Origin of the sequence: Erwinia phyllosphaerae, from assembly GCF_019132875.1 — a bacterium.
GTDB lineage: Bacteria > Pseudomonadota > Gammaproteobacteria > Enterobacterales > Enterobacteriaceae > Erwinia > Erwinia phyllosphaerae.
Map to the genome: position 1 here is coordinate 120,438 of NZ_JAHSPF010000002.1, position 22,427 is coordinate 142,864.

Genomic DNA, 22,427 nt, shown 5'->3' on the forward strand with positions numbered 1-22,427 from the left:
GCTTAGTTTAACCGTAGGCAATAAATTGTTCAGAAACAGCAGGTTTTTTACTGTTTTTACGATCCTGCATACGACGTCAGTTTCCCGTACATGCGGCCCTTTTGCAGCCAAACCCGGTTGCGTTTTGTGCTGTTAATGATGTTGCTTTTTTGTAAACAGATTAACACCACCCTAAAATCCTGCTATGCTGGCCCTCGCGAAACCGGGCACCTTACCCTACAGAATGAGCAAATCAATTTGCGGTAAACCTGAAGGCGCCCGGTCATTACAATGTGAGCGAGGAGAACGTCGTGCTAGAAGAATACCGTAAGCACGTTGCCGAGCGTGCTGTTGAAGGGATCGTTCCTAAACCATTAGATGCTTCCCAAATGGCCGCGCTGGTTGAACTGCTGAAAAACCCGCCAGCGGGTGAAGAAGAATTCCTGTCCGATTTGTTAATCAATCGAGTTCCGCCGGGCGTTGACGAAGCGGCCTATGTTAAAGCCGGATTCCTGGCTGCTGTCGCCAAAGGCGAAGCGACCTCTCCTCTGGTTACTCCTGAAAAAGCTGTTGAACTGCTGGGCACCATGCAGGGCGGTTACAACATTCATCCGCTGATTGACGCGCTGGACAGCGAAACGCTGGCACCGATTGCCGCTAAAGCACTTTCCCACACGCTGCTGATGTTCGACAACTTCTACGATGTCGAAGAGAAAGCCAAAGCTGGCAACCCGCACGCGAAACAGATTATGCAGTCCTGGGCCGATGCCGAATGGTATCTTTCTCGCCCGGAACTGGCGGAAAAAATTACCGTTACCGTATTCAAAGTCACCGGCGAAACCAACACCGACGATCTTTCTCCTGCTCCTGACGCCTGGTCCCGCCCGGATATCCCTCTGCACGCGCTGGCGATGCTGAAGAATGCCCGCGAAGGTATCGAGCCGGACCAGCCAGGCAACGTCGGCCCAATCAAACAGATTGAAGCGCTGCAGGCCAAAGGCTTCCCGCTGGCCTACGTCGGCGACGTAGTCGGCACCGGTTCTTCCCGTAAATCCGCTACCAACTCGGTGCTGTGGTTTATGGGCGACGACATCCCATACGTGCCAAACAAAAAAGGCGGCGGCGTCGTGCTGGGCGGTAAAATCGCGCCAATTTTCTTCAACACGATGGAAGATGCGGGCGCGCTGCCAATCGAGGTGGACGTTGATAAGCTGAATATGGGCGATGTTATTGACATCTATCCTTATAAAGGCGAAGTGCGTAACCACGAAACGGGCGAAGTACTGGCGAATTTCGAACTGAAAACCGACGTTCTGCTTGATGAAGTTCGTGCCGGTGGCCGTATTCCGCTGATTATCGGTCGTGGTCTGACTACCAAAGCCCGTGAAGCTTTAGGTCTGCCGCACAGCGAAGTATTCCGTCAGGCGAAAGACGTGGCGGAAAGCACCCGCGGCTACTCGCTGGCACAGAAAATGGTTGGTCGTGCCTGCGGTACGGAAGGCGTGCGTCCTGGCGCATACTGCGAACCAAAAATGACTTCTGTAGGTTCTCAGGACACCACCGGGCCAATGACCCGTGACGAGCTGAAAGACCTGGCGTGCCTGGGCTTCTCTGCCGATCTGGTGATGCAGTCATTCTGCCATACGGCGGCTTATCCAAAGCCTGTTGACGTTTCCACGCACCACACGCTGCCGGACTTCATTATGAACCGCGGTGGCGTTTCGCTGCGTCCTGGCGACGGCATCATCCACAGCTGGCTGAACCGCATGCTGCTGCCGGATACCGTTGGTACCGGCGGCGATTCACATACCCGTTTCCCAATCGGCATCTCTTTCCCGGCGGGTTCTGGCCTGGTAGCGTTTGCTGCGGCAACTGGCGTTATGCCACTGGACATGCCTGAATCTGTGCTGGTGCGCTTCAAAGGCAAAATGCAGCCGGGTATCACGCTGCGTGACCTGGTTCACGCCATCCCGCTGTACGCTATCAAGCAGGGTCTGCTGACCGTAGAGAAGAAAGGTAAGAAAAACATCTTCTCTGGCCGCATTCTGGAAATCGAAGGCCTGCCGGAACTGAAGGTTGAGCAGGCGTTTGAACTGTCTGATGCTTCCGCTGAGCGTTCGGCAGCGGGCTGTACGATCAAGCTGGGTAAAGAGCCGATCATCGAGTACCTCAATTCCAACATCGTTCTGCTGAAGTGGATGATTGCGGAAGGCTATGGCGATCGCCGTACGCTGGAACGTCGTATTCAGGGCATGGAAAAATGGCTGGCGGATCCACAGCTGCTGGAAGGCGATGCGGATGCAGAGTACGCGGCGGTAATCGATATCGATCTGGCTGAGATCAAAGAGCCAATTCTGTGCGCACCGAACGATCCGGACGATGCGCGTCTGCTGTCTGACGTGCAGGGCGAAAAGATTGACGAAGTCTTTATCGGTTCCTGCATGACCAACATCGGTCACTTCCGCGCGGCCGGCAAGCTGCTGGACAGCCATAAAGGCCAGTTGCCAACGCGTCTGTGGGTAGCCCCACCGACCAAAATGGATGCGGCGCAGCTGACGGAAGAAGGCTATTACAGCGTATTCGGTAAGAGCGGCGCGCGTATTGAGATCCCAGGCTGTTCACTCTGCATGGGTAACCAGGCGCGCGTGGCGGATGGCGCAACGGTGGTTTCTACCTCTACGCGTAACTTCCCGAACCGTCTGGGCAACGGCGCAAACGTCTTTCTGGCTTCGGCCGAGCTGGCTGCGGTCGCTTCGCTGTTAGGCAAGCTGCCAACGCCGGAAGAGTACCAGCAGTTTATGAATCAGGTTGATAAGACGGCGGTGGATACCTATCGCTATCTGAACTTCGACAAGCTGAATCAATATACTGAAAAAGCCGACGGCGTGATTTTCCAGACGGCGGTATAACAGCAATCAGCGTTATTCAGAGCCGAATAGCGCTTGCTGGAAATAAACATCCGGGACTATTTATAGTTCCGGATTTTTTTATGGTTTCGGGCGAAAGATGATAGCCAGGCATAAAATTCGATACATCACTAAGACCCTTTTCCTGAACGTAATTTTAATTATTTGATTTTAAATTATTTTTAAAGAAAGATAAAAAAGGGTTTTAACCTGGGATTGCTCAATTTTCTTCGTAAAACATTGGATTAAACTGTTCACGCAACGTTCACTGCCGTACAGGCAGCTTAGAAAATGCACCTGCTTTACTGCGGGGCCGATCCCATGTTCACTGCCGTACAGGCAGCTTAGAAAACTAACGGGATTATGTTTTTTTGATTTACCGGGTTCACTGCCGTACAGGCAGCTTAGAAAATGCTCATTGGGCGGGGATTGAATCTTACTATGTTCACTGCCGTACAGGCAGCTTAGAAATTTAGAGCAGCGTTTTACGTAGCGCTTAACATGTTCACTGCCGTACAGGCAGCTTAGAAACAGAACGATCGCCACGCAGATAGGACTTAAAAGTTCACTGCCGTACAGGCAGCTTAGAAATGGACATAGCTTACCAATGGAATCCTCCTTGTGTTCACTGCCGTACAGGTAGCTTAGAAATGGGTAAATCGAGCCATCCACTCAACAATCACGTTCACTGCCGTACAGGCAGCTTAGAAAGCTGGCATCACTCGCAAATGATGCATATACAGGTTCACTGCCGTACAGGCAGCTTAGAAATGGTGGGGCGCCGAGCGCGGTGGGCATTGGAAGTTCCCTGCCGTACAGGCAGCTTAGAAATCGCTGAATTCAAAATCAAACTGCTCGTTGTTGTTCACTGCCGTACAGGCAGCTTAGAAACAGTGCGGCTGCATAACCAGCCATTTGCAGATGTTCACTGCCGTACAGGCAGCTTAAGAAAAGTAAGGCTTTTTTCCTCGAGTCGGCAAAGCAGTTCACTGCCGTACAGGCAGCCTGGAAATAACCTATAACGCTGGTGCTTACGCTCTACAGGCCGTATCAAATTCATGCCGTTGATATTATGTGACGTGCACCTGCCAGCGCTTCTGTCTTCAACCAGTACCGCTGATTTTCCTTTTCAATGCTGCGATAATAAAACCCGTTTCCCGTTTACGTGGCAAGCGCACGCGCGTTAACTTATAACGGGTCTGGCAGTTCAAAGGAAAGCAGCATGGAATATGAATTTTTAAGAGATGTCACCGGCAGCGTAAAGGTACGTATGTCGATGGGGCATGAAGCAATCGGCCACTGGTTTAATGAGGAAGTGGTAGACAATCTGCCGCTGCTGGAGGAGGTCGAAGCCGCGGTAAAAGAGGTTAAAGGCAGCGAGCGGCAGTGGCAGCGCGTAGGCCGTGAATACACCATCTGGCTGGATGAAGAAGAGGTTATCGTTCGCGCTAATTTGCTCAGTATCGAAGGCGATGAGATGGAAGAGGGCATGAGCTACTACGACGAAGAAAGCCTGTGCTTTTGCGGTGTAGAAGATTTTCTGGCGGTCATTGCCGCTTACAGAAGCTTTCTGCAAGGTCGTTAAAGTTAGCGGGCAGCCAATATCCATCGGCCTGGTTGGCGAAAAAACAATCACATTAACGCTTTTTACAGCGCAGCGGCAGATAGTTACAACATACTAAAACCCTGTGTCGACATGTTGGATCCAGTGTAAAAGTAAGCCTGATAAGCTTATAAAGCAGCGTACCAGGCTATAGATTTTTATCTAAAAAGAATTGTTACAGCGATGCCCCGCCGCAAATCACTATCTCCTGCCCGGTAATCGCATCGGCGGCAGGCGAAAGCAGGTAGCAGACCAGCGCAGCGACTTCCTGCGGCTGAATATAGCGGCCAATCGGCGGCAGTTTTGGCGGCGAGCTTTCGCGTCCCGGCTGGCTTAACATCGGCGTTTCCGTGGCGCCAGGCGCAACGATGTTCGCGGTGACGCCGCGCGGTGCCAGTTCCGCCGCCCAGCTTCTTACCATGCCCTTCATTGCCGCTTTCGTGCTGACATACTGGCTACGTCCCGCCGCGCCGGTTGATGTTCTGCTTCCAATCAGCACGATGCGGCCACCCATTGGCAACTGTTGCGCCAGCTGGTTTGCCAGCACTTCCGCAACCCGAATATGCAGCTGCCAAAGCTTTTCGCTAATCCCTTCATCAAGATCGCCCAACGGCGCGGCCTTCATCATGCCGGCGGCGTGGATAATCGCATCCACCTGCGGTAGCGTCGCCAGCATTTGCTTCAGCGCGACCACATCAAACAGATCGACCGATAACGAGGTAAATCGTGGGTTATCACGCTTGACCAGCGTCCGGCTTAACCCGGTGACCTGCCAGCCTTGGTTAAGCAGCTGTTCGGCAATCGCTGCGCCAATGCCTGAACTGACGCCGGTTATCAACACGTGACGGCTCATGCTTCCTCCAGCATCGTTAAGGGGATTTTAAACACGGCTTTGCGTACCGCGGCCGGTTCACCAACGGCGCACAGTGCCTGATGCGACTCACCAGGAGAGAAAATAACGAAGTCGCCAGGCTGCAAATGGACAGAATGTGGTAGCTGCGGCTGAGTCAGGATAAACAGGTCCGGCTTGCGTTCTTCTGCCTGCTGATCTAGCGCATCCAGGCAGGAAAAATGAATGATCTCTTCGCCAGCCAGCACTATCTGAATATCCAGATAGTGCCGGTGAAATTCAGTATGGCGCGTTTCCCGTGGCGCGGTTTGCGCCACGCCAATATTGCAGAACCAGCTGTTCTTTTCCGACTGAAATTTACCATCCTGCCGCGCCCGCAGAGCTACAAGGCTGTGTTGCGGGTTCGCTAATATGGCAGCAAGCGAAGGCGGTAACATAGCCATTTTCAGCGCTGTCAGATTGCCGGTAATCATTGCGCCTCCCGCAGCCATGCTTCATCTATGCGCACATATTTAATCGCCTGACGGAAGTAGGTGTAGGCAATATGCAGTTCGCCGTTTATGCCCTCTTTAACAGAGGGATAGGAAAACTCGCGGTTCAGCTTCTGCTGTGAATTATTGGTCATGCAGTAGCCGTCGCCTTCGTCCAGATTGTACTGCCACGGCCAGCTTTTGCCGCCGTCTTTTGAAATCGCCAGCGTCATCGGCGCTCGCGGCGCGCCCCAGAAAGCCGTTTTGCCGCTGTGCACCACCGGTTCCAGCGCCGTGGCAACGTCGCCATCTTCATCTTCAATTTCGTCATACAGTGAAAGACGGCGCTCGCTGGCCCCTTCCGCGCTCATCGCGTTAAACACCAGCGCCAGATCGCCGTTCGCCAGCGTGGTAACCTGGATCGACGAGTTGTTGTTGGGCAGCTCCGTCGGCTGTGGCGCCGTCCAGCTTTCGCCGTTGTCGGTGGAGCGGCTGAAGTAAATATTGTCCGCCCAGCGGCTGCGATAAAGAGCCAGCAGCGAGCCATCTTTCAGCAGCGTGATATTCATATGTACGCAGCCAGTGCTTTGCGGTACGGGCACATCGCGCCAGCTTTTGCCTTGATCCTCAGAGATTTTTACCGCGCTGGTGTCGTAACTGCCGACCCACTTTTCACCAGGCCGGGTGGTGCAGTAAAACACCGGCAGGAGCCAGTTACCGTTCGCCAGCACCACAATTGGCTGACGGATAAAAGTGCCGGGATTTTTCAGCAGCGTAGCGATAGGCCCCCAGCTTTTGCCAAAATCGGTAGACTGGCGATAGCGCACAATCGCCGTGTCCTGATTGCCCGATTTCTGTGCGGTATAGAGTAGCCACAACACGTTATCGGGTGCCAGAAACAGCACCGGATTCTGTTCAGAACGGCTGCTGTCTTCTGAAAGCTTCTGCGGTTCGCTCCAGCGGTTGCTGTTTTTTACCAGCCGCGAGCACCAGATAGAAATATCGGCAATGCCTTCCTGCGTGCCGCCAAACCAGACGCACAGCAGATCGCCGTCCGGCAGCGGCAGCAGGTTAGCCGCATGGTTTTGCGGACAAGGCGAAGGCAGCATCGCCGTTTGCAGATGTGGATCGCTGTCCGCGTTGTGCACCAGGCCATTACGTTCCACGGTCGGGGTTTCGGTCATATCAGGCTCCACTTTTTTGCATGCTGTTGTCGGTTTTTTTCACGGTCTGACGACCCGGAATAAGGTGGTCAATCGCCATAATCACGGCTGGCGTAATCAGCGCGATATACATATTGTTGATGCCAAAGGGATCGCCCAGCACAAACCAGACGGACGTCATGACGCAGGCACCAATGAGTCCCCAGTTCGCGCCGCGTGCGCTTTTAAACATGGGCAGATAGAAGGCGATAATCGCTACTACGGAAATGGACAGGCGAATAGCGCGAGTAAAGAAGGAGAGCTTCAGCACTTCCGGCACGAAAAGCACAAAAATCAGCGGCGCAAAGCCGATCCCCAGCGACAGCCAGCGCGTCATTTTAAACTCACGCTCTGGTGTAGGCTTGCGGTACGGCACATAAAAATCTTTCACGATCAGCGAGGCGATAGCCAGCGCCACGGTGCCAACGCTGACAAAAATAGAAGCGACCAGAGAAGTGGTGACGATTCCGGCTAACCACGGGCTCATATCCTGTAAAAACACCGGCAGGGCATACAGGCTTTTTATATCCGGATGCAGATATTTTGCCGCCACGCCGATTATGGCAATCGCAATACCAATTGGCAGGCAAAAGAAAAACGCAACCCAGGTCGCGCGCCGCGCCGCCGCAGGGCTTTTAGTGGAAGAGATAGCCTGAATAACAAACTGAGTACAGAAAATGGAACCGATGGTGCCAATCAGCCAGGCGACAATGGTGCTGGCACCGATGTGACCATCCCACGTCCAGTAAAAGTCCGGCATCTTCTGTATCATTGGCGTAATGCCGCCGGTCATTTTCAGCGCCACGCCAAGAATAATCAGAATGCCGATATACTTCAGCGCGCTATGTAGCATGGTAACCCAGGCCATCCCTTTCATTCCGCCAAAGACGAAATAAAAGGTACTGACCACGGCGGTAATAAAAGCCGCTACGGGTAAGTTGACTTTTAATACGGTAGAAATAGCCGCGGCACCGCTAACGTAATTACCGACGTTCACCAGCAGCAGCGCGTAAATCATAATAATAGAAATAATGTTTTTGGTGGTGCTGCCATATTTCTCCGCTATCGCGCCGGAAATAGTAATTTTGCCGGTATTATAAATACGTTTAACCAGCAGCAGCCCAAAGATGGGGAAACCAATAGCCGCACCAATGACGGACCAGGACGCGGCAAAACCACCTTCAAAGGCCGCCTGCGCCGTGCCGATAGTTGATTTTGCACCGATATATTCCGACATCAGCATAATACCGACAATAAAGGCAGGCATGGCGCGCGAGCCTTCCATAAAATCGCCGGAGCTTTTGCTTCTTAATCGCCAGGTTAGCCAGGTAGTGAACAGAATATAAATGACCACCATGCCGATAATAATTAACGTACCTTCGGTTGAAAACTCTTTCATTGTGATGCCTCACGATGAGTAAGAGCGCGGTGGCCTTATGGCTCTTTTCGCGCCCGTGTAGGGTAAAGCGTTCTGGCGAACGCCTGCGTAAAACGGTGAACCGGAACGTTAAGCGTGTCCGGGCGAAGCCCGATGAGCCAGAGCGGTTTCGCCGTCGGAAATCGGCTCGACTTTGCCCATCAGGAACAGATAGTTAAGGATGCCAATCACCACCAGCGCGGCGGAGAACACCAGCGCCCAGGTGAAAGAGCCCGTGGCGGCCACAATGGCGCCGGTAACAATTGGCCCAATGGCCCCGCCAAGGTTAGAGACGGTGTTCTGTAATCCGGCTACGATCGAGACGCTGTTTTTCGGTGCCACGTCGCCCGGCAGCGCCCAGACCTGAGAGGCGGCCACGGTGGTGCCGGACTTGGCCACGCACAGCAGGAATACGGTCATAAATACCGAGTCAGTAAATGGCGCAAAGCCAATGCACAGCGCCATTAACAGGCCAATAGTCAGGAAAAGTTTGCGGGTGGCGGTCAGCGACAGCACTTTTTTGTGCACCATGCGATCAGAGGCCCAGCCAGCCACGACTTCAATAATCATTCCGCACAGCAGCGGCAGGGCGGCGATCATCCCCATCTTGATGAAGTCCATGCCTTTTTCCTTTACCAGGTAGGTGGGCAACCAGGTGATAAAGAAATAGGAGGTGTAGTTAATGGTAAAAAAACCGATGCACATCGCCCAGATGTTGCGGTAGCGCAGCAGCTTGTACCATTTCATCGGTTTTACGCTTTTATCGCCGTGCTTGCGGGCTTGTCCATCGCGGATCAGGCTGACTTCATGTTTGCTGATGTACTGATGATCTTCGGGATTTTCTGCGTAGATAAAGTACCAGGCGATGACCCATAGCAGGCCGACGGCGCCGATAATCAGGAAGGTCAGCCGCCAGTCGAACATATAGATCATCCAGACGATCAGCGGCATCGCCACCGCACCACCGAACTTCGAGGCGCTGTCGAACAGGCCGGAAACGGTGGCCCGTTCTTTATCCGGGAACCAGCGAGCGGTGATCCCGGCATTGCTTGGATAGGCCGCTGCCTCGCCCACGCCTAGCGCCAGGCGTAACGCCAGCAGGGATTTAAAGCCGGTCGCCAGGCCCATTATTGAGGTAGCGATAGACCACCAGGCAACGGCCAGCCCCAGGCCTTTTTTCTGGCCAAAGCGGTCAGCGAACCAGCCTGCCGGGATTTGCAATAGCGAGTAAGACCAGAAAAACGCCGCCATGATGAAGCCCATCAACTCGGGCGTCAGTTTTAGCTCGTCAATCAGGTGCGGTGCCGCCGCCGACAGCACGGTGCGATCGATATAGTTTATGGCAATTGCCAGCCACATCAGGCCTGCAATCCACCAGCGGATACGGGTATTTCCAGCAAGAGTATTCATAGTCTGAGCCCGATACAGAGGTTGTTATAGGCTGGAGCAGCGTCCAGCTTTATTTAAGGGGGCGGGAACGACGCCCCGGGCCTGCTTACAGTGAATTCATGACGTTGGCCGGCCGCTGCTGCTCTTTCACACACTGAATAATCTGCTGCACGCAGCGCTCGCCGATGGCGCTGATCGCCCCGTCGGTATAGCCCGCGATATGTGAGGTAGGAATAAAATTATTCAGCGAGAACAGGGGATGCGACTCCAGCGGCTCGTGGTCAAAGACGTCTGCTGCGGCACCGGCAATCACGTTGTCGGAAAGCGCGTTAAACAGATCGGTTTCGTTCACCACGCCACCACGTGAAACGTTGATCAGAAAGGCGGATTTCTTCATCTTTGCGATTCTGGCGGCATCAAACAGGTTACGTGTCTCAGCGGTCAGCGGCGTGTGCAGGGTGATAAAGTCACACTGCTCCGTCAGCCGATCCAGACTGACAAACTCAACGTTGTGTTCGGCGGCAAATTGCTGGTCGGGATAGAAATCAAAGGCCAGCACACGCATATTGAAGCCGCTGGCGCGCAGTGCAACCTGCTTACCGATGTTGCCAAGGCCGATAATGCCCAGCGTTTTACCATAAACATCTGTGGCGAAAAGGCGCGGCCACTGCCCGGCACGGGTTTCCACCGCTGCCGTCGTGACCTGACGTGCCGCGTTAAGGATCAGCGCAAAAGCAAAATCGGCCACCGCGTGCTTGTTGGCATCCGGCACGTTGGTCACATAGATACCGCGTGCTTTGGTGGCAGCCAGATCGATGTTATCGACGCCTACGCCGTGCTTGCAGACAATGGAAAGCTGCGGGGCCAGCGCCAGCAGTTCTTCATTCACGTCGGTAAAGGCAACGATCATCGCCACGGTTTCCGCCAGGTGTGGCTGTAGGACACTCAGCGGTGCATCGGCAGGCAGTTTGATCAGCTCAAATCCCTGCTGCCGCAGCGTGTCGATCGGCTGAGTATCGTATTTCGCGAAGGATGGGGAAGTGCAAATCACTTTCATCTTGCGTGTCCTGGTATCAAATCGGGCGGCAACGCCGCCGCAAATTAGTGAATATATTGATTAACGATCTGGCGAATACGCTGTTCTTCTTCCGCGCTGAAGCGGACGGCATAGCGGCTTTCGCCTACGTCATGGCCCATCAGCGCGACGGCCTTTTTCACGGCCGCAGGCGAGAAGCCCACGCTGTAAAGGTCGGTACGCAGGCCGGTGACGTTTTCCTGCGCTTTGTGCGAACCGGCAATATCGCCGTCGCGGAAGCGTGCCCAGATAGCGTTGATCTCGTTCGGTGCGACGTTGGCCAGCCCGGAGATACAGGCAGAGCAGCCGTCAACAAAACCCTGATGGATCAGCGAGTCAGGGCCGTTCAGAACGTCAAAGTTATCAATGCCTTCCGCCGCCTGCAGGAAGCCGCTCAGGCTTTCATAGCTGCCCGCGCTATCCTTGATGCCGATGATGTTCGGGTGAGCGGCCAGCTTGCGCACCGTTTCAGGTTGCAGCGTGTTACCGGTGCGGGCCGGGATGTTGTAGAGGAAAATCGGTACGTCCAGCGCATCCGCTACTTCTTCATAATGCGCAATCAGCTCTTCCTGCTTCAGCGGCACAAACCACGGTGTGATCACCGAAACGGCGTCTACGCCCAGCGCGGCTACCTGTTTGCCAAGGCGGATAGTCTCACGAGTGGAGATCTCGCCAATGTGCGCCACTACGTGTGCTTTGCCTGCCACTTCTTCCACGCAGGTTTTCGCTACGGCCAGCTTCTCTTGTGCATTCAGCACAAAAAACTCGCCGTTGGTGCCGCCGCAGAAAATACCGTTACCCGCTGCCAGCTGGCGCCGGATCTGTACGCGCATGGCCGCTTCGTTATAGTCGCCATCTTTCGTAAACGGCGTGACGATGGCGGTCAGTACGCCGGTGATTTTTTTGCTCATGGTGTCCTCGTAATTTGTCAGTGATTCAGGGCCGGGAACAGCGTCAGGTAGACCTTGCGGACGTCGTTGGCGCTAACCGGGGCAGGAACGTTCTTCATCAGGCGCTGTACGTCCAGCGCGGCTTCGACCAGGTACGGCAGGTGGTCGGCATTGATACCCAGCTCATCCAGGCTGGCGGGGAGTTTCAGGCGCTTTACCAGCGCGGCGAAGTAGTCCACCAGCGCCACGGACTTCTCTTCTTCACTTAGCGAAGCATCCGCGTCCGGCAGTAAGTCATAGACCTGAGCAAATTTGCCGACGGCGGCAGGGCGCACAAAGCGCATGCACGGTGCCAGCAGAATGGCGTTCGCCACGCCGTGTGGAATATGGTATTTGCCGCCAAGCGGATAGGACATGGCATGCACCAGATGCGTTCCCGCATGGGCGATAGCCGCGCCGCCATAGTAAGAAGCCCACAGCATATCGAGACGCGCCGCCAGGTTTTTCGGGTCGGCCACTGCCGTTTCCAGGCTGGTAAACAGCTTTTTCAGGCCGATCAGCGCATAGTTGTCGCTGACCGGATTCGACACGGTGGCGGTAAAACATTCAATTAAATGGCAGAGCGCATCAATACCGGTAGAAGATGCGATATGCGCCGGCATGCTGGTGGTCAGTTCGGGCGCAAGAATGACGTAATCCGGCAGCATCACGGGCGAAATAATGCCGACTTTGGTTTCCTTTTCCGGGATTGCCAGAATCGCATTCGGCGTGGCTTCGGAACCTGTTCCGGCGGTCGTAGGTATTAATAAAGAAGCAGTGCGGCGCTGCGGTTTTTCGCCCGCTAACAGCGCATCCAGCGAAGGCGCACCGGTACAGCACAGCACGGAAAGCAGCTTGGCAACATCCAGCACGCTACCGCCGCCAACGCCAATCACCAGATCCACGTTTTGTACCTGTAACGAAGTTACAACGGCTGCCACGTCATGCTGACTGGGCTCCGGCGGAACGGTGTCCACAATACTCAGCGTCGTTGTGCTGCGAAGCTGCCCGATAAGCTGTTGTACCGCTGCGATGCCAGCGATGTTCTTATCCGTCACCAGCAGTACGTGCTGATGGTTTTGTAGCAGATAGCCGATGTCGTTAAGCGTCTGATAGCCACTAATCACGGTGCTGTTGATGGTCATGCGTCCTGTCCTGCTGATGAGTGAATTGATTATATTTAGTCATTTGCTCGTCAGTGTTGAGCAAGGCCTGGTAAATTTATAGGGCAAATCGATATTGATTAATTTGATCGTGCTCACATATAATCAATTATGATTGAGTATAATCAATTTGCGGTGTGTTAATACTGACAGGCCTGCATAATCGATAAAGATAAAGGCCCGGATGACGACCGCGTTATGAATGCCGTTGCTGACATCATGGGTAGCCAGGCGCAATGCTCGCCTTGCTCCAGTAAAAAAGGATCCTATGCGATGAAGATGTTAGTGATAGCCGACGATTTCACTGGCGCTAACGATACCGGCGTGCAGCTGGCCAAAAAGGGTGCCCGTACTGATGTTCTGCTCCGCGATGGGAGCGCTTATAACAGGCACGCAGACGTTATTGTGGTCAATACGGATAGCCGTGCCTGTGATGCTTTGACGGCGGCGAACCGGGTCAGTAAAGCAATTGCCGGGCTGCTTTCAGCCATGGACGCACCTTTAATTTATAAAAAAATAGATTCCACTTTTCGCGGTAACGTGGGCGCGGAAATCGCGGCTGCAATGCAGGCGGTGCATGCCCGTATCGCTATCGTGGCCGCCGCCATCCCTGCCGCAGGAAGAGTAACCCTGAACGGACACTGTCTGGTAAACCAGATCCCTGTTCATCAAACCGAATTCGCCAGCGATCCTAAAACGCCGGTAGCCACCTCTCGCATTGCCGATCTTCTGGCGCAGCAGGCTAGCCTGAAGGTACAGGAGCTTTATCTTGAGCAGGTTCGCTCACCAGACCTTGATCAAACGTTAAAACTGCTGGCCAAAGATGAGCCAACCCTCGTCGTTGTCGATGCCGTAACCGAAGAAGATTTGCAGGCTGTGGCTCAGGCTGCGGTACGTCTTGACTGTCGTTATGTGCTGGCGGGCGCGGCAGGTCTGGCCAATGCCTTACCTTGCTCTGCTTACCTTACGGCGCGCGCAAAACTGCCAATGCTCATTGTTGCCGGATCGATGAGCGAAGCAACACGGCGCCAGGTTGCCTGCGTTAGCCAGCAGGAAAATCTACGGATTGTTGATATTGAGGTGCAGGCCTTGCTCGGTAGCGAACCGCATCGGCAGGTGGATGAACTGGCCGGGATTGCCGCCCGCATACTGCATCAGCGCCAGCACTGTGTGCTGAGAACCTGCCGCGACGAGCGTGACAGGGAACAAATTAATACTTTGTGTGAGCAGTGGCAGCTGACCAGGCAGGCGCTGGGCGAAATCATTAGCCAGCGGCTGGCGGAGCTGACGCTGGCTATTCTGGACCGGGCGCAGGTTGGCAGCCTCTTTCTGACGGGCGGCGATATCGCTATTGCCGTTGCCCGAATTCTCAACGCGCAGGGCTACCGCATTGCCGGAGAGATTGCACCCTGCATCCCCTGGGGAACGTTTACTCAAAGTGATATTGACGATCTTCCTGTGATTACCAAAGCAGGCGGGTTTGGCAGTGAAAACATATTGCGTGAAGCTATCTGCTATATAGAGGAGATGTACAGTGAGGCAAAATAAAGTTGTAGCCGTAACTATGGGCGATCCGGCAGGGATTGGCCCGGAAATTATCATCAAATCTCTGGCCGAGGGAGCATTGTCCGGCGCGTCAGCCGTGGTAGTGGGCTGCGCCAGTACGCTGCAGCGCATTATGGCATTAGGTATTACGCCGCAGGCAGAACTACGGGTATTAAACAGCGTGGCCGACGCGCATTTTGCGCCAGGCATTATCAATATTATTGACGAGCCGCTGGCCGATCCCGCCGCGTTAAAGCCTGGCGTGGTCCAGGTCGCGGCGGGCGATTTAGCCTGGCGCTGTGTGAAACGCGCGACCGAACTGGCACTGGCGGGCGAAGTTCAGGCGATTGCTACCGCGCCGCTGAACAAGGAAGCGCTGCATTCCGCTGGCCATCTTTATCCGGGCCATACTGAACTGCTGGCGAAGCTGACCGACACTAAAAACTACGCGATGGTACTTTATACCGACAGGCTGAAAGTCATCCACGTCACCACGCACATCGCGCTGCGTAAGTTCCTGGATACGCTGAACCGCGAGCGCGTGGAAACGGTAATCGGTATGGCAGAAACCTTCCTCAAGCGCGTTGGCTACGAGAAACCGCGTATCGCGGTCGCTGGCGTTAATCCCCATGCGGGCGAAAACGGCCTGTTCGGCGACGAAGAAATAACCATCGTCGGGCCATCGGTTAAGGCGATGAAGGAGCAGGGCATCAACGTGTTTGGCCCTTGTCCGCCGGATACCGTCTTTCTGCAATGTTATGAAGGGCAGTACGATATAGTGGTCGCGATGTACCATGACCAGGGACATATCCCGCTGAAGCTGCTGGGCTTTTACGACGGCGTCAATATCACCGCTGGCCTGCCGTTTATCCGCACCTCGGCCGACCACGGCACGGCGTTTGATATTGCCTGGACAGGTAAAGCGAAGTCTGAGAGCATGGCGATTTCCATTCAGCTAGCGATGCAGCTTGCATAAGGATATATGAAGGGACAAAGTCGCCTCGACCAGATTATGGACTATCTGAAAAGTCATAATCTGGTTACCGTCGATCAGCTGGTTGCCGCGATATCCGCGTCGCCAGCCACGATTCGGCGTGATCTCATCAAGCTCGATCAGGAAGGCGTAATCAGCCGTACGCACGGCGGCGTTACGCTTAACCGTTTTATTCCCGCGCAGCCTACCACGCTTGAGAAAATGCAGCGTCACCTGACGGAAAAGCAGGCTATCGCCATAGCGGCCACCGGCCTGGTGAAGGCTAACGATTCCGTCGTGCTGGACGCGGGCACCACTATGCTGGAACTGGCGCGTCAGTTAACGCATTTGCCGCTGCGCGTGATTACGGCAGATTTGCATATCGCGCTGTTTCTGTCGGAGTTCAGGCAGATTGAAGTCACTATCATTGGCGGACGGATTGACGATTCCAGCCAGTCCTGCGTCGGTGAGCATGGCCGCAGGCTGCTGCGCAATATCTATCCGGATGTGGCTTTCGTCAGCTGTAACTCGTGGAGTCTGGAAAAGGGCATTACCACGCCGACCGAGGAAAAAGCGGGACTGAAAGAGGATTTGCTGGCCAATGCGCGCCGCAAAGTTTTACTGGCGGACAGCAGCAAATATGGATCGTGGTCGCTGTTTTGCGCAACGCCGCTGCAAAATCTGACCGATATCATTACCGACGAGCAGCTGGGCGAGAAGGAAGTGCAGGAACTCAGCGGCCAGCCTTTTACGCTGACGCTGGCAAAGTAAAAACGGGCCGTCAGCGGCCCGTTCGCAAAACCTACAGCGTTTTAAAGCCAACAGACGGAATATTGCGTCCGTAATAGATTTCCCGCATCTCTTTCCACAGCAGATCGGTAATACGCTTGTGCTCCTGCGGCGTCAGGTCTTCCGGTCTGGTGTTAAACAGGTAGTGTTTCAGATCGAACTCTTTCAGCAGCATCTTGGTATGGAAGATATTCTCCTGATAGACGTTCACATCCATCATGTCGTACATCGACTTCATATCTTCCGACATAAAGTTTTGAATCGAATTGATTTCATGATCGATAAAGTGCTTCACGCCGTTGACGTCGCGCGTAAAACCACGCACGCGGTAGTCGATGGTAACGATATCGGATTCAAGCTGGTGGATTAAATAGTTCAGCGCTTTCAGCGGCGAAATCACGCCGCAGGTCGAAACCTCAATATCCGCGCGGAAAGTACAAAGGCCGCCTTCCGGATGGCTTTCCGGATAGGTGTGCACGCAAATATGGCTCTTATCCAGATGCGCAACCACCGAACCCGGCAGCGGGCCAGGATGTTCTGAATTATCAATATCTTTTGGATCGATCGGCTCTTCGCTGACCAGAATAGTAACGCTGGCACCCTGCGGCTGATAGTCCTGACGCGCGATATTCAGCACGTTGGCCCCAATAATCGAGCAGGTCTCGCTAAGGATCTCCGTCAGGCGGTTAGCATTATACTGCTCATCAATGTACGCAATGTATCCGTCACGCTCCGCATCGGTATTCGCATAACAGATATCGTAGATACAAAAACTCAGGCTTTTCGTCAGGTTGTTGAAGCCATGTAGTTTAAGCTTTTGCAATTTCGTTCACCCCCTTAAAATGCGCGGTCAGTCGGCCAGCGCATTCAACAGATATTGCGGCAGGGCAAAGCTGCCAGTATGGATCGCCGGATTGTAATAGCGGCAGGTCAGGCCAGCTTGCTGGTAGCGAGCCGCAAGCGTTGCCGTATCCAGCTGGCGTAGCGCCGGGTTGTCGCTTGCCCACGCAAAGGTCATGATGCCGCCGTAATAGGTCGGGATCGCCGCCTGGTAGAAGCTGACATCGCCAAAGTAGTGGCTCAGCTTGCGATGGCTGTTGATAGCCTCATCCTGCTGGAGAAAGCAGACGCCATTCTGCGCGACAAAAATGCCGTTTTCATTGAGGCAGCGCTTACAGCCTGCATAAAATTCTGAGGTGAACAGGCTTTCGCCAGGCCCAATAGGATCGGTGCAGTCGGAAATGATCACGTCAAACTTTTCGTTGCAGCTGCTGACAAAGTTGACGCCGTCGTCGATCACCAGGCGAAAGCGCGGATCGTCATAAGCGCCTGCGTTATGGTTGGGCAGATATTGTTTGCAGAACGTCACCACGCCAGCATCAATCTCTACCATCGTAATCTGTTCGATGTTCTTATGGCGGCTGACTTCACGCAGCATTGCGCCGTCGCCGCCGCCGATAATCAGCACGCGTTTTGCTGCGCCATGCGCCAGCAGCGGCACGTGCGTCATCATTTCATGATAGATAAACTCATCGCGCTCGGTGGTTTGCACCACGCCGTCCAGCGCCATCACGCGGCCCAGCGCGGCGTTTTCAAAAATGACCAGATCCTGATGATCGGTTTGTTCGCGATACAATACCTTATCGACAGCAAAATACTGCCCAAAGCCGGTATGCAGCGTTTCATGCCACATCTCGTTATCAGCCATGACGAGGCTCTCCTGGTTATTACAGCCACAAAAATGGGGGCGATATCATAGCTAACTCTGACCGTGGTTGCACGGTCAAATTATAAGCTGAAAAAGCAGGCGGGGGTTATTTCACGTAGGCGAGCAGGCTAAGCGAATCGCGGGCCAGTGATTTGCATTTGGCATCATTAGGAACGGCGATACCGCTTAAATCGCGATAGCTGTCCGCGCCCAGCGATTTCATATTGAACGTGCTGTAATTGCTTAAATCCCAACGGTTTTGTCGGGCAAAAAAGACCAGCGCGCGGCGAATCTGATCGTCTGGCAGAGCCTGATAGCCACAGTCATTTTTCAGATAAACAAAGACGGCGGTCAGATCCGCCAGATCTTCCGCTTCCGACTCGCTCAGCGCAAAACTTGTCGATGAGAAGCCAAACAGACCCAGTAACAACAGAGCCTTAATGCTTTTCTTCATAATTGTACTCAACTGATAACAATACTCTGACGTTAGCACAGTTACCGCCTGGCGACAGTCAATTTCACCAGAGAAATATCCATAGAGGACTTTTTTTCTGCGGGAGTGCCTGCCGATGAGCCACGAAACTTGACCTTCCCGCCGGGGAAAGGTTTATGCTGCAACGATAACTGGCCAGTAAAGGAAAAGTTGATGCAACGTCGTGAGTTTATAAAGTTGACTACAGCGCTGGGCGCGGCCAGCGCGCTGCCGCTATGGAGCCGTTCACTGATGGCGGCGCAACAGCGTCCGGAGCTGCCGATACCCGCTTTACTGACGCCGGACGCGCGTGGCGTAATGAATCTTACCGCGCAGCAGGGCAGCACAAGCTGGCTGGGGCAGAAAGTCGCAACCTGGGGCTATAACGGCAGCCTGCTGGGGCCGGCGGTGGTGCTGGAGCGAGGCAAACCGGTGACGCTGAACCTGCGTAACCATCTGCCGGAAGCGACGACGGTGCACTGGCACGGGCTTGAACTGCCGGGCGAAGTGGATGGCGGCCCGCAGGCACAAATTGCGCCTGGCGCAACGCGAACCGTGAGTTTTACGCCCGATCAGCCCGGTGCAACCTGCTGGTTTCATCCGCATCAGCATGGCCGTTCTGGCTATCAGGTCGCGCAAGGCCTGGCCGGTCTGGTTATCGTGAAAGACGACGCGACGGAAAAGCTGCTGCTGCCGAAAATCTGGGGCATCGACGATATTCCGGTCATCATGCAGGACAAAAGGCTGCACGACGGCAAGATCGATTACGAGCTGGATATAATGAGCGCGGCCGTCGGCTGGTTTGGCAACACTATGCTGACCAACGGCGCAATTTATCCGCAGCATGCCGTCCCGCGCGGCTGGTTACGCCTGAGATTACTGAACGGCTGTAACGCCCGTTCGCTGAACATCACGACCTGCGATCGCCGCCCGCTTTACGTTATCGGCAGCGATGGTGGCCTGTTAAGCGAGCCCGTCAAGCTAACCGAGCTGTCAATGATGCCGGGCGAGCGTTTTGAAGTGCTGGTGGATACGCTGGACGGTAAGCCTTTTGATCTACAAACGCTGCCCGTGCGGCAAATGGGCATGACGCTGGCACCTTTCGACCAGCCGTTGCCGCTGCTGAGCATTCAGCCCCTTCAGGTGATGGCCAGCGGTTCGCTGCCGGATAAGCTGGTAGAGGTGCCGCCGTTGCCGCCGCAGGATGGCCTGAAAAACCGCTGGCTACAGCTGTCGATGGATGCGGAGCTGGATCGTCGCGGCATGCTGGCGCTGATGGAGAAATATGGCCGTACGGCGATGGCCGGAATGAGCGGCGATGCGCACGACAATGAATCGATGGACGGCATGCATGGCGAGATGTCCGGCATGAAGGATAATGCTTCTCAGGCCATGTCCGGCATAAAAGATAACGCCTCTCAGCCAATGGCCGGAATGAACGGCGACAGCCATGCAATGAACTCGTCCGGCGCCGGTTCTTCTCAGCCTGCCGCGCCATATGATTTTCATAGCGGCAACAAAATCAATGGTGTTGCCTTCGATATGAATAAGCCTTCTTTCGACGTTAAACAGGGTATTACGGAAAAGTGGACGATTTCCGGCGAAGGTGACGAAATGCTGCATCCGTTTCATATTCACGGCACGCAGTTCCGCATTATTTCCGAAAACGGCAAACCGCCAGCGCCGCACCGCAGCGGCTGGAAAGACACGGTGCGCGTGGAGGGCTGGCGTAGTGAAGTGCTGGTGCGCTTTAATCATCTGGCCGACAGAGAAAGGGCCTATATGGCGCACTGCCATCTGCTGGAGCATGAAGACACCGGCATGATGCTCGGTTTTACGGTGAGCGCGTAGCATAATGAAAAATAACTTTATTTCAGTCATGTCCGGCAAGTTAGCTGACGAGCCTTTTGTGCATAGTTTTAGTTCAATTGAGCAACTGGCAAAGGTGATGTTGGCACCGAACCGGCTCGCCATTCTTCATACGATGGCTGGTGCGCAAGCGATGTCTATTCGGGAGCTGGCGCGCCGGATAAATCGAGATTTTAAAGCGGTTTATCGTGATGTGCAGGATTTACTTGCGGCAGACGTCATTTGCCTGGAAGAGGGTAAAATTGTTTTTCCCTTCGACGCTATCAAATTTGATTTTATGATTGAACGCAGCGCTGCCTGAACACTTTACCTTACGACAGGAACGGTCTTCCTGTCAGACAGTTTTGTGACGGTAGCTGCCGCAGTCCTGTTTGCGCTTTTATATCGGCAGGCAACAGCACGTTTTATTTTCTTTCCAGCCTTTCCGGGACGCGTGCCAGTATCCAGTCAATAAAACTGCGGTGTTTAGCGCTGGCATGCAAATCCTGACGCCAAAGCAGGGAAACGGGGCGTGGCGCAGGCAATTCACTTTCCAGCAGTGAGATCAGGCGGCCGCTGCTGATATCCTCCGCCAGTAAAATAGCGGGTTGCAGGAGCAGTCCGGCTCCGGAAAGTGCGGCGCGGCGCAGAGCCTGGCCATCGTTACAGCTAAATGTTGCGTTCTCTGGCCAGATAAGTCCGTCATCGCTGCGCCAGGCGTTGCGCTTGTTCCAGTTGCTGTAACGCAGGCAGCGATGGCTTGCCAAATCGGCCAGATTTCCTGGCGTGCCGTGCTTTGCCAGATAAGACGGCGCGGCAGCAATCACCATACGATAGTCACCAACGTGGCGCGCAATCAGCGGGCTGTCTGAAGGCAACTGACCAATGCGGAAGGCAAAATCAAAACCTTCTGCGGTAAGATCCACAAAGCGATCGCTCAGCTCCAGCTCAATATGCACAGCGGGAAAATGCAGCTGAAACTCGCTGCACAGCGTCGCAATGGTGCAGCTCCCAAGCGTGGTCGAAGCCGATATGCGCAGGCTTCCGGCCGGGAAACGGCGCAAGCTTTCAAGACGATTTTCTGCACTGCGCATTGCCGCCAGCATATTCAGGCTCTCTTCATACCAGGCGTGACCGGCTTCCGTCAGGGCCTGACGACGGGTATTGCGCTGCAATAAACTGGTCTGTAGCGCTTTTTCCATCTGCGCTACCATTTTCCCCACCATGACCGATGAGATATCCAGCTGCTTTGCCGCCTCGCTAAAACTGCCATTCTCAACAACGGCGACAAAGACTTCCATCCAGCGCAGCTTATTCATTATTCCTAACCTCAGGTTTTTTATCTTTAAAGTTTTCGGCCATTTTTCCCTTAATTGCAATATTGCAGTATGGAATCTGGTGAAAGCGGAGGATAAAAAATGAAGGTCATGGTGATTGGCGCGAGCGGCACGGTCGGGCGCGGGATTGTTGAAGATCTGAAGAGAGATCATGAAATCATATGTGTGGGTAAAACGCAGGGCGATTTACAGGTCGATCTAACGGATGAAAACAGCGTAAAGCAGCTGTTTGCGAAAAGCGGCAAGGTCGACGCCGTTATCGCGGCAACCGGCGGCGTGCATTTCGGGCCGCTGTCAGAGATGAGCAGCGAACAGTTTAATGCTGGCTTGCAGGATAAGCTGCTGGGGCAGGTGCGGCTGGTGCTGATTGGCAAAGAGTATCTGAATGCGGGCGGCTCTTTTACCCTGACCACAGGTATTCTGACGCAACATCCCATCCGTACCGGCGTTAACGCGACAGCGGTAAACGCCGCGCTGGAGGGATTTGTTCTGGCAGCGGCAAACGAGCTGGATTTCCGGATTAACGCAGTCAGCCCAACGGTATTGACCGAAGCGCTGGATAAATATGGCCCGTTTTTTCCCGGTTTCGAAAGCGCGTCGGCCAGCCGCGTTGCCCTGGCCTATCGACGCAGTCTGGAAGGTATTGATAGCGGAAAGGTTTATCGCGTCTGGTAGAAAGCTTTCTTCCCGCTTGCGGAGGAAATTGCGGGGAAATAAGCCAGGCGGTCAGGCACTAAAAAATCGCGCCGGGCTATCCAGAACCGCAACTTTC

General features: G+C 54.2%; 20 protein-coding genes and 1 CRISPR repeat array. Of the genes, 8 read left to right on the forward strand and 12 right to left on the reverse strand.

Features of this window, described 5'->3' with window-relative positions:
• Positions 1-290 precede the first annotated feature (290 nt).
• On the forward strand, positions 291-2,888 hold the full coding sequence (gene acnB / locus KUE00_RS03820) for a bifunctional aconitate hydratase 2/2-methylisocitrate dehydratase (protein WP_246758206.1): 2,598 nt from the start codon (positions 291-293) through the stop codon (positions 2,886-2,888).
• Between the two features lie 260 nt (positions 2,889-3,148).
• A CRISPR array of direct repeats spans positions 3,149-3,897; the repeat unit is 28 nt; unit sequence GTTCACTGCCGTACAGGCAGCTTAGAAA.
• Between the two features lie 210 nt (positions 3,898-4,107).
• Complete coding sequence (yacL, locus tag KUE00_RS03825) at positions 4,108-4,470, forward strand: protein YacL (protein ID WP_246758207.1); 363 nt, start codon at positions 4,108-4,110, stop codon at positions 4,468-4,470.
• A gap of 193 nt (positions 4,471-4,663) precedes the next feature.
• Here the strand turns inward: yacL and KUE00_RS03830 are convergent, their stop codons facing one another.
• The 8 genes from KUE00_RS03830 to KUE00_RS03865 all read right to left on the reverse strand — a co-directional run bounded on the left by KUE00_RS03830 (position 4,664) and on the right by KUE00_RS03865 (position 12,965).
• Positions 4,664-5,341 (reverse strand): SDR family NAD(P)-dependent oxidoreductase, encoded by a 678-nt coding sequence (locus KUE00_RS03830; protein ID WP_246758208.1) that lies wholly within the window; start codon positions 5,339-5,341, stop codon positions 4,664-4,666.
• Entirely contained in the window at positions 5,338-5,811 is a 474-nt protein-coding gene (locus tag KUE00_RS03835; protein ID WP_246758209.1) for a NanQ anomerase/TabA/YiaL family protein, read from the reverse strand. Before KUE00_RS03835 ends, KUE00_RS03830 begins: the two co-directional genes overlap by 4 nt.
• A complete protein-coding gene (locus KUE00_RS03840) occupies positions 5,808-6,992 on the reverse strand; it encodes a sialidase family protein (RefSeq protein WP_246758210.1) in 1,185 nt (394 codons plus the stop codon). Before KUE00_RS03840 ends, KUE00_RS03835 begins: the two co-directional genes overlap by 4 nt.
• 1 nt (position 6,993) lies before the next feature.
• Complete coding sequence (locus KUE00_RS03845) at positions 6,994-8,409, reverse strand: sodium:solute symporter family protein (RefSeq protein ID WP_246758211.1); 1,416 nt, start codon at positions 8,407-8,409, stop codon at positions 6,994-6,996.
• A gap of 108 nt (positions 8,410-8,517) precedes the next feature.
• Positions 8,518-9,837 (reverse strand): MFS transporter, encoded by a 1,320-nt coding sequence (locus KUE00_RS03850; RefSeq protein WP_246758213.1) that lies wholly within the window; start codon positions 9,835-9,837, stop codon positions 8,518-8,520.
• A gap of 85 nt (positions 9,838-9,922) precedes the next feature.
• Entirely contained in the window at positions 9,923-10,873 is a 951-nt protein-coding gene (locus KUE00_RS03855) for a phosphoglycerate dehydrogenase (protein ID WP_246758214.1), read from the reverse strand.
• A 44-nt stretch (positions 10,874-10,917) separates the two neighbouring features.
• On the reverse strand, positions 10,918-11,802 hold the full coding sequence (locus KUE00_RS03860; protein WP_246758215.1) for a dihydrodipicolinate synthase family protein: 885 nt from the start codon (positions 11,800-11,802) through the stop codon (positions 10,918-10,920).
• Positions 11,803-11,819: 17 nt separating this feature from the next.
• The gene (locus KUE00_RS03865) at positions 11,820-12,965 is read right to left on the reverse strand and encodes an iron-containing alcohol dehydrogenase (RefSeq protein ID WP_246758216.1); all 1,146 of its coding nucleotides are present in this window, start codon (positions 12,963-12,965) and stop codon (positions 11,820-11,822) included.
• A 291-nt stretch (positions 12,966-13,256) separates the two neighbouring features.
• Here KUE00_RS03865 and dtnK point away from each other — a divergent pair, with 291 nt between their 5' ends.
• From dtnK to KUE00_RS03880, 3 genes are read left to right on the forward strand one after another with little or no spacing between them, the layout of a single operon-like run.
• On the forward strand, positions 13,257-14,531 hold the full coding sequence (gene dtnK / locus KUE00_RS03870; protein ID WP_246758653.1) for a D-threonate kinase: 1,275 nt from the start codon (positions 13,257-13,259) through the stop codon (positions 14,529-14,531).
• A gap of 16 nt (positions 14,532-14,547) precedes the next feature.
• On the forward strand, positions 14,548-15,504 hold the full coding sequence (locus KUE00_RS03875; RefSeq protein WP_246758654.1) for a D-threonate 4-phosphate dehydrogenase: 957 nt from the start codon (positions 14,548-14,550) through the stop codon (positions 15,502-15,504).
• Between the two features lie 6 nt (positions 15,505-15,510).
• Entirely contained in the window at positions 15,511-16,272 is a 762-nt protein-coding gene (locus tag KUE00_RS03880; protein WP_246758217.1) for a DeoR/GlpR family DNA-binding transcription regulator, read from the forward strand.
• Positions 16,273-16,303: 31 nt separating this feature from the next.
• Here the strand turns inward: KUE00_RS03880 and speD are convergent, their stop codons facing one another.
• From speD to KUE00_RS03895, 3 genes are all read right to left on the reverse strand, one after another.
• Positions 16,304-17,113 (reverse strand): adenosylmethionine decarboxylase, encoded by an 810-nt coding sequence (gene speD / locus KUE00_RS03885; protein ID WP_246758218.1) that lies wholly within the window; start codon positions 17,111-17,113, stop codon positions 16,304-16,306.
• A 27-nt stretch (positions 17,114-17,140) separates the two neighbouring features.
• Positions 17,141-17,998 carry a polyamine aminopropyltransferase gene (gene speE / locus KUE00_RS03890; RefSeq protein ID WP_246758220.1) on the reverse strand — a complete coding sequence of 286 codons (858 nt, stop codon included), beginning with the start codon at positions 17,996-17,998 and terminating at the stop codon, positions 17,141-17,143.
• A gap of 106 nt (positions 17,999-18,104) precedes the next feature.
• Positions 18,105-18,452: a YacC family pilotin-like protein gene (locus KUE00_RS03895; RefSeq protein ID WP_246758221.1), complete on the reverse strand. Its 348-nt coding sequence runs from the start codon at positions 18,450-18,452 to the stop codon at positions 18,105-18,107.
• 192 nt (positions 18,453-18,644) lie between these two features.
• Here KUE00_RS03895 and cueO point away from each other — a divergent pair, with 192 nt between their 5' ends.
• On the forward strand, positions 18,645-20,321 hold the full coding sequence (gene cueO / locus KUE00_RS03900) for a multicopper oxidase CueO (protein WP_246758222.1): 1,677 nt from the start codon (positions 18,645-18,647) through the stop codon (positions 20,319-20,321).
• Between the two features lie 4 nt (positions 20,322-20,325).
• Complete coding sequence (locus KUE00_RS03905) at positions 20,326-20,640, forward strand: HVO_A0114 family putative DNA-binding protein (protein WP_246758223.1); 315 nt, start codon at positions 20,326-20,328, stop codon at positions 20,638-20,640.
• A gap of 103 nt (positions 20,641-20,743) precedes the next feature.
• Here the strand turns inward: KUE00_RS03905 and KUE00_RS03910 are convergent, their stop codons facing one another.
• Entirely contained in the window at positions 20,744-21,637 is an 894-nt protein-coding gene (locus tag KUE00_RS03910) for a LysR family transcriptional regulator (protein WP_246758224.1), read from the reverse strand.
• A 99-nt stretch (positions 21,638-21,736) separates the two neighbouring features.
• Between KUE00_RS03910 and KUE00_RS03915 the strand changes: the two genes are divergently transcribed.
• A complete protein-coding gene (locus KUE00_RS03915) occupies positions 21,737-22,330 on the forward strand; it encodes a short chain dehydrogenase (protein ID WP_246758225.1) in 594 nt (197 codons plus the stop codon).
• The last annotated feature ends 97 nt before the right edge of the window (positions 22,331-22,427 follow it).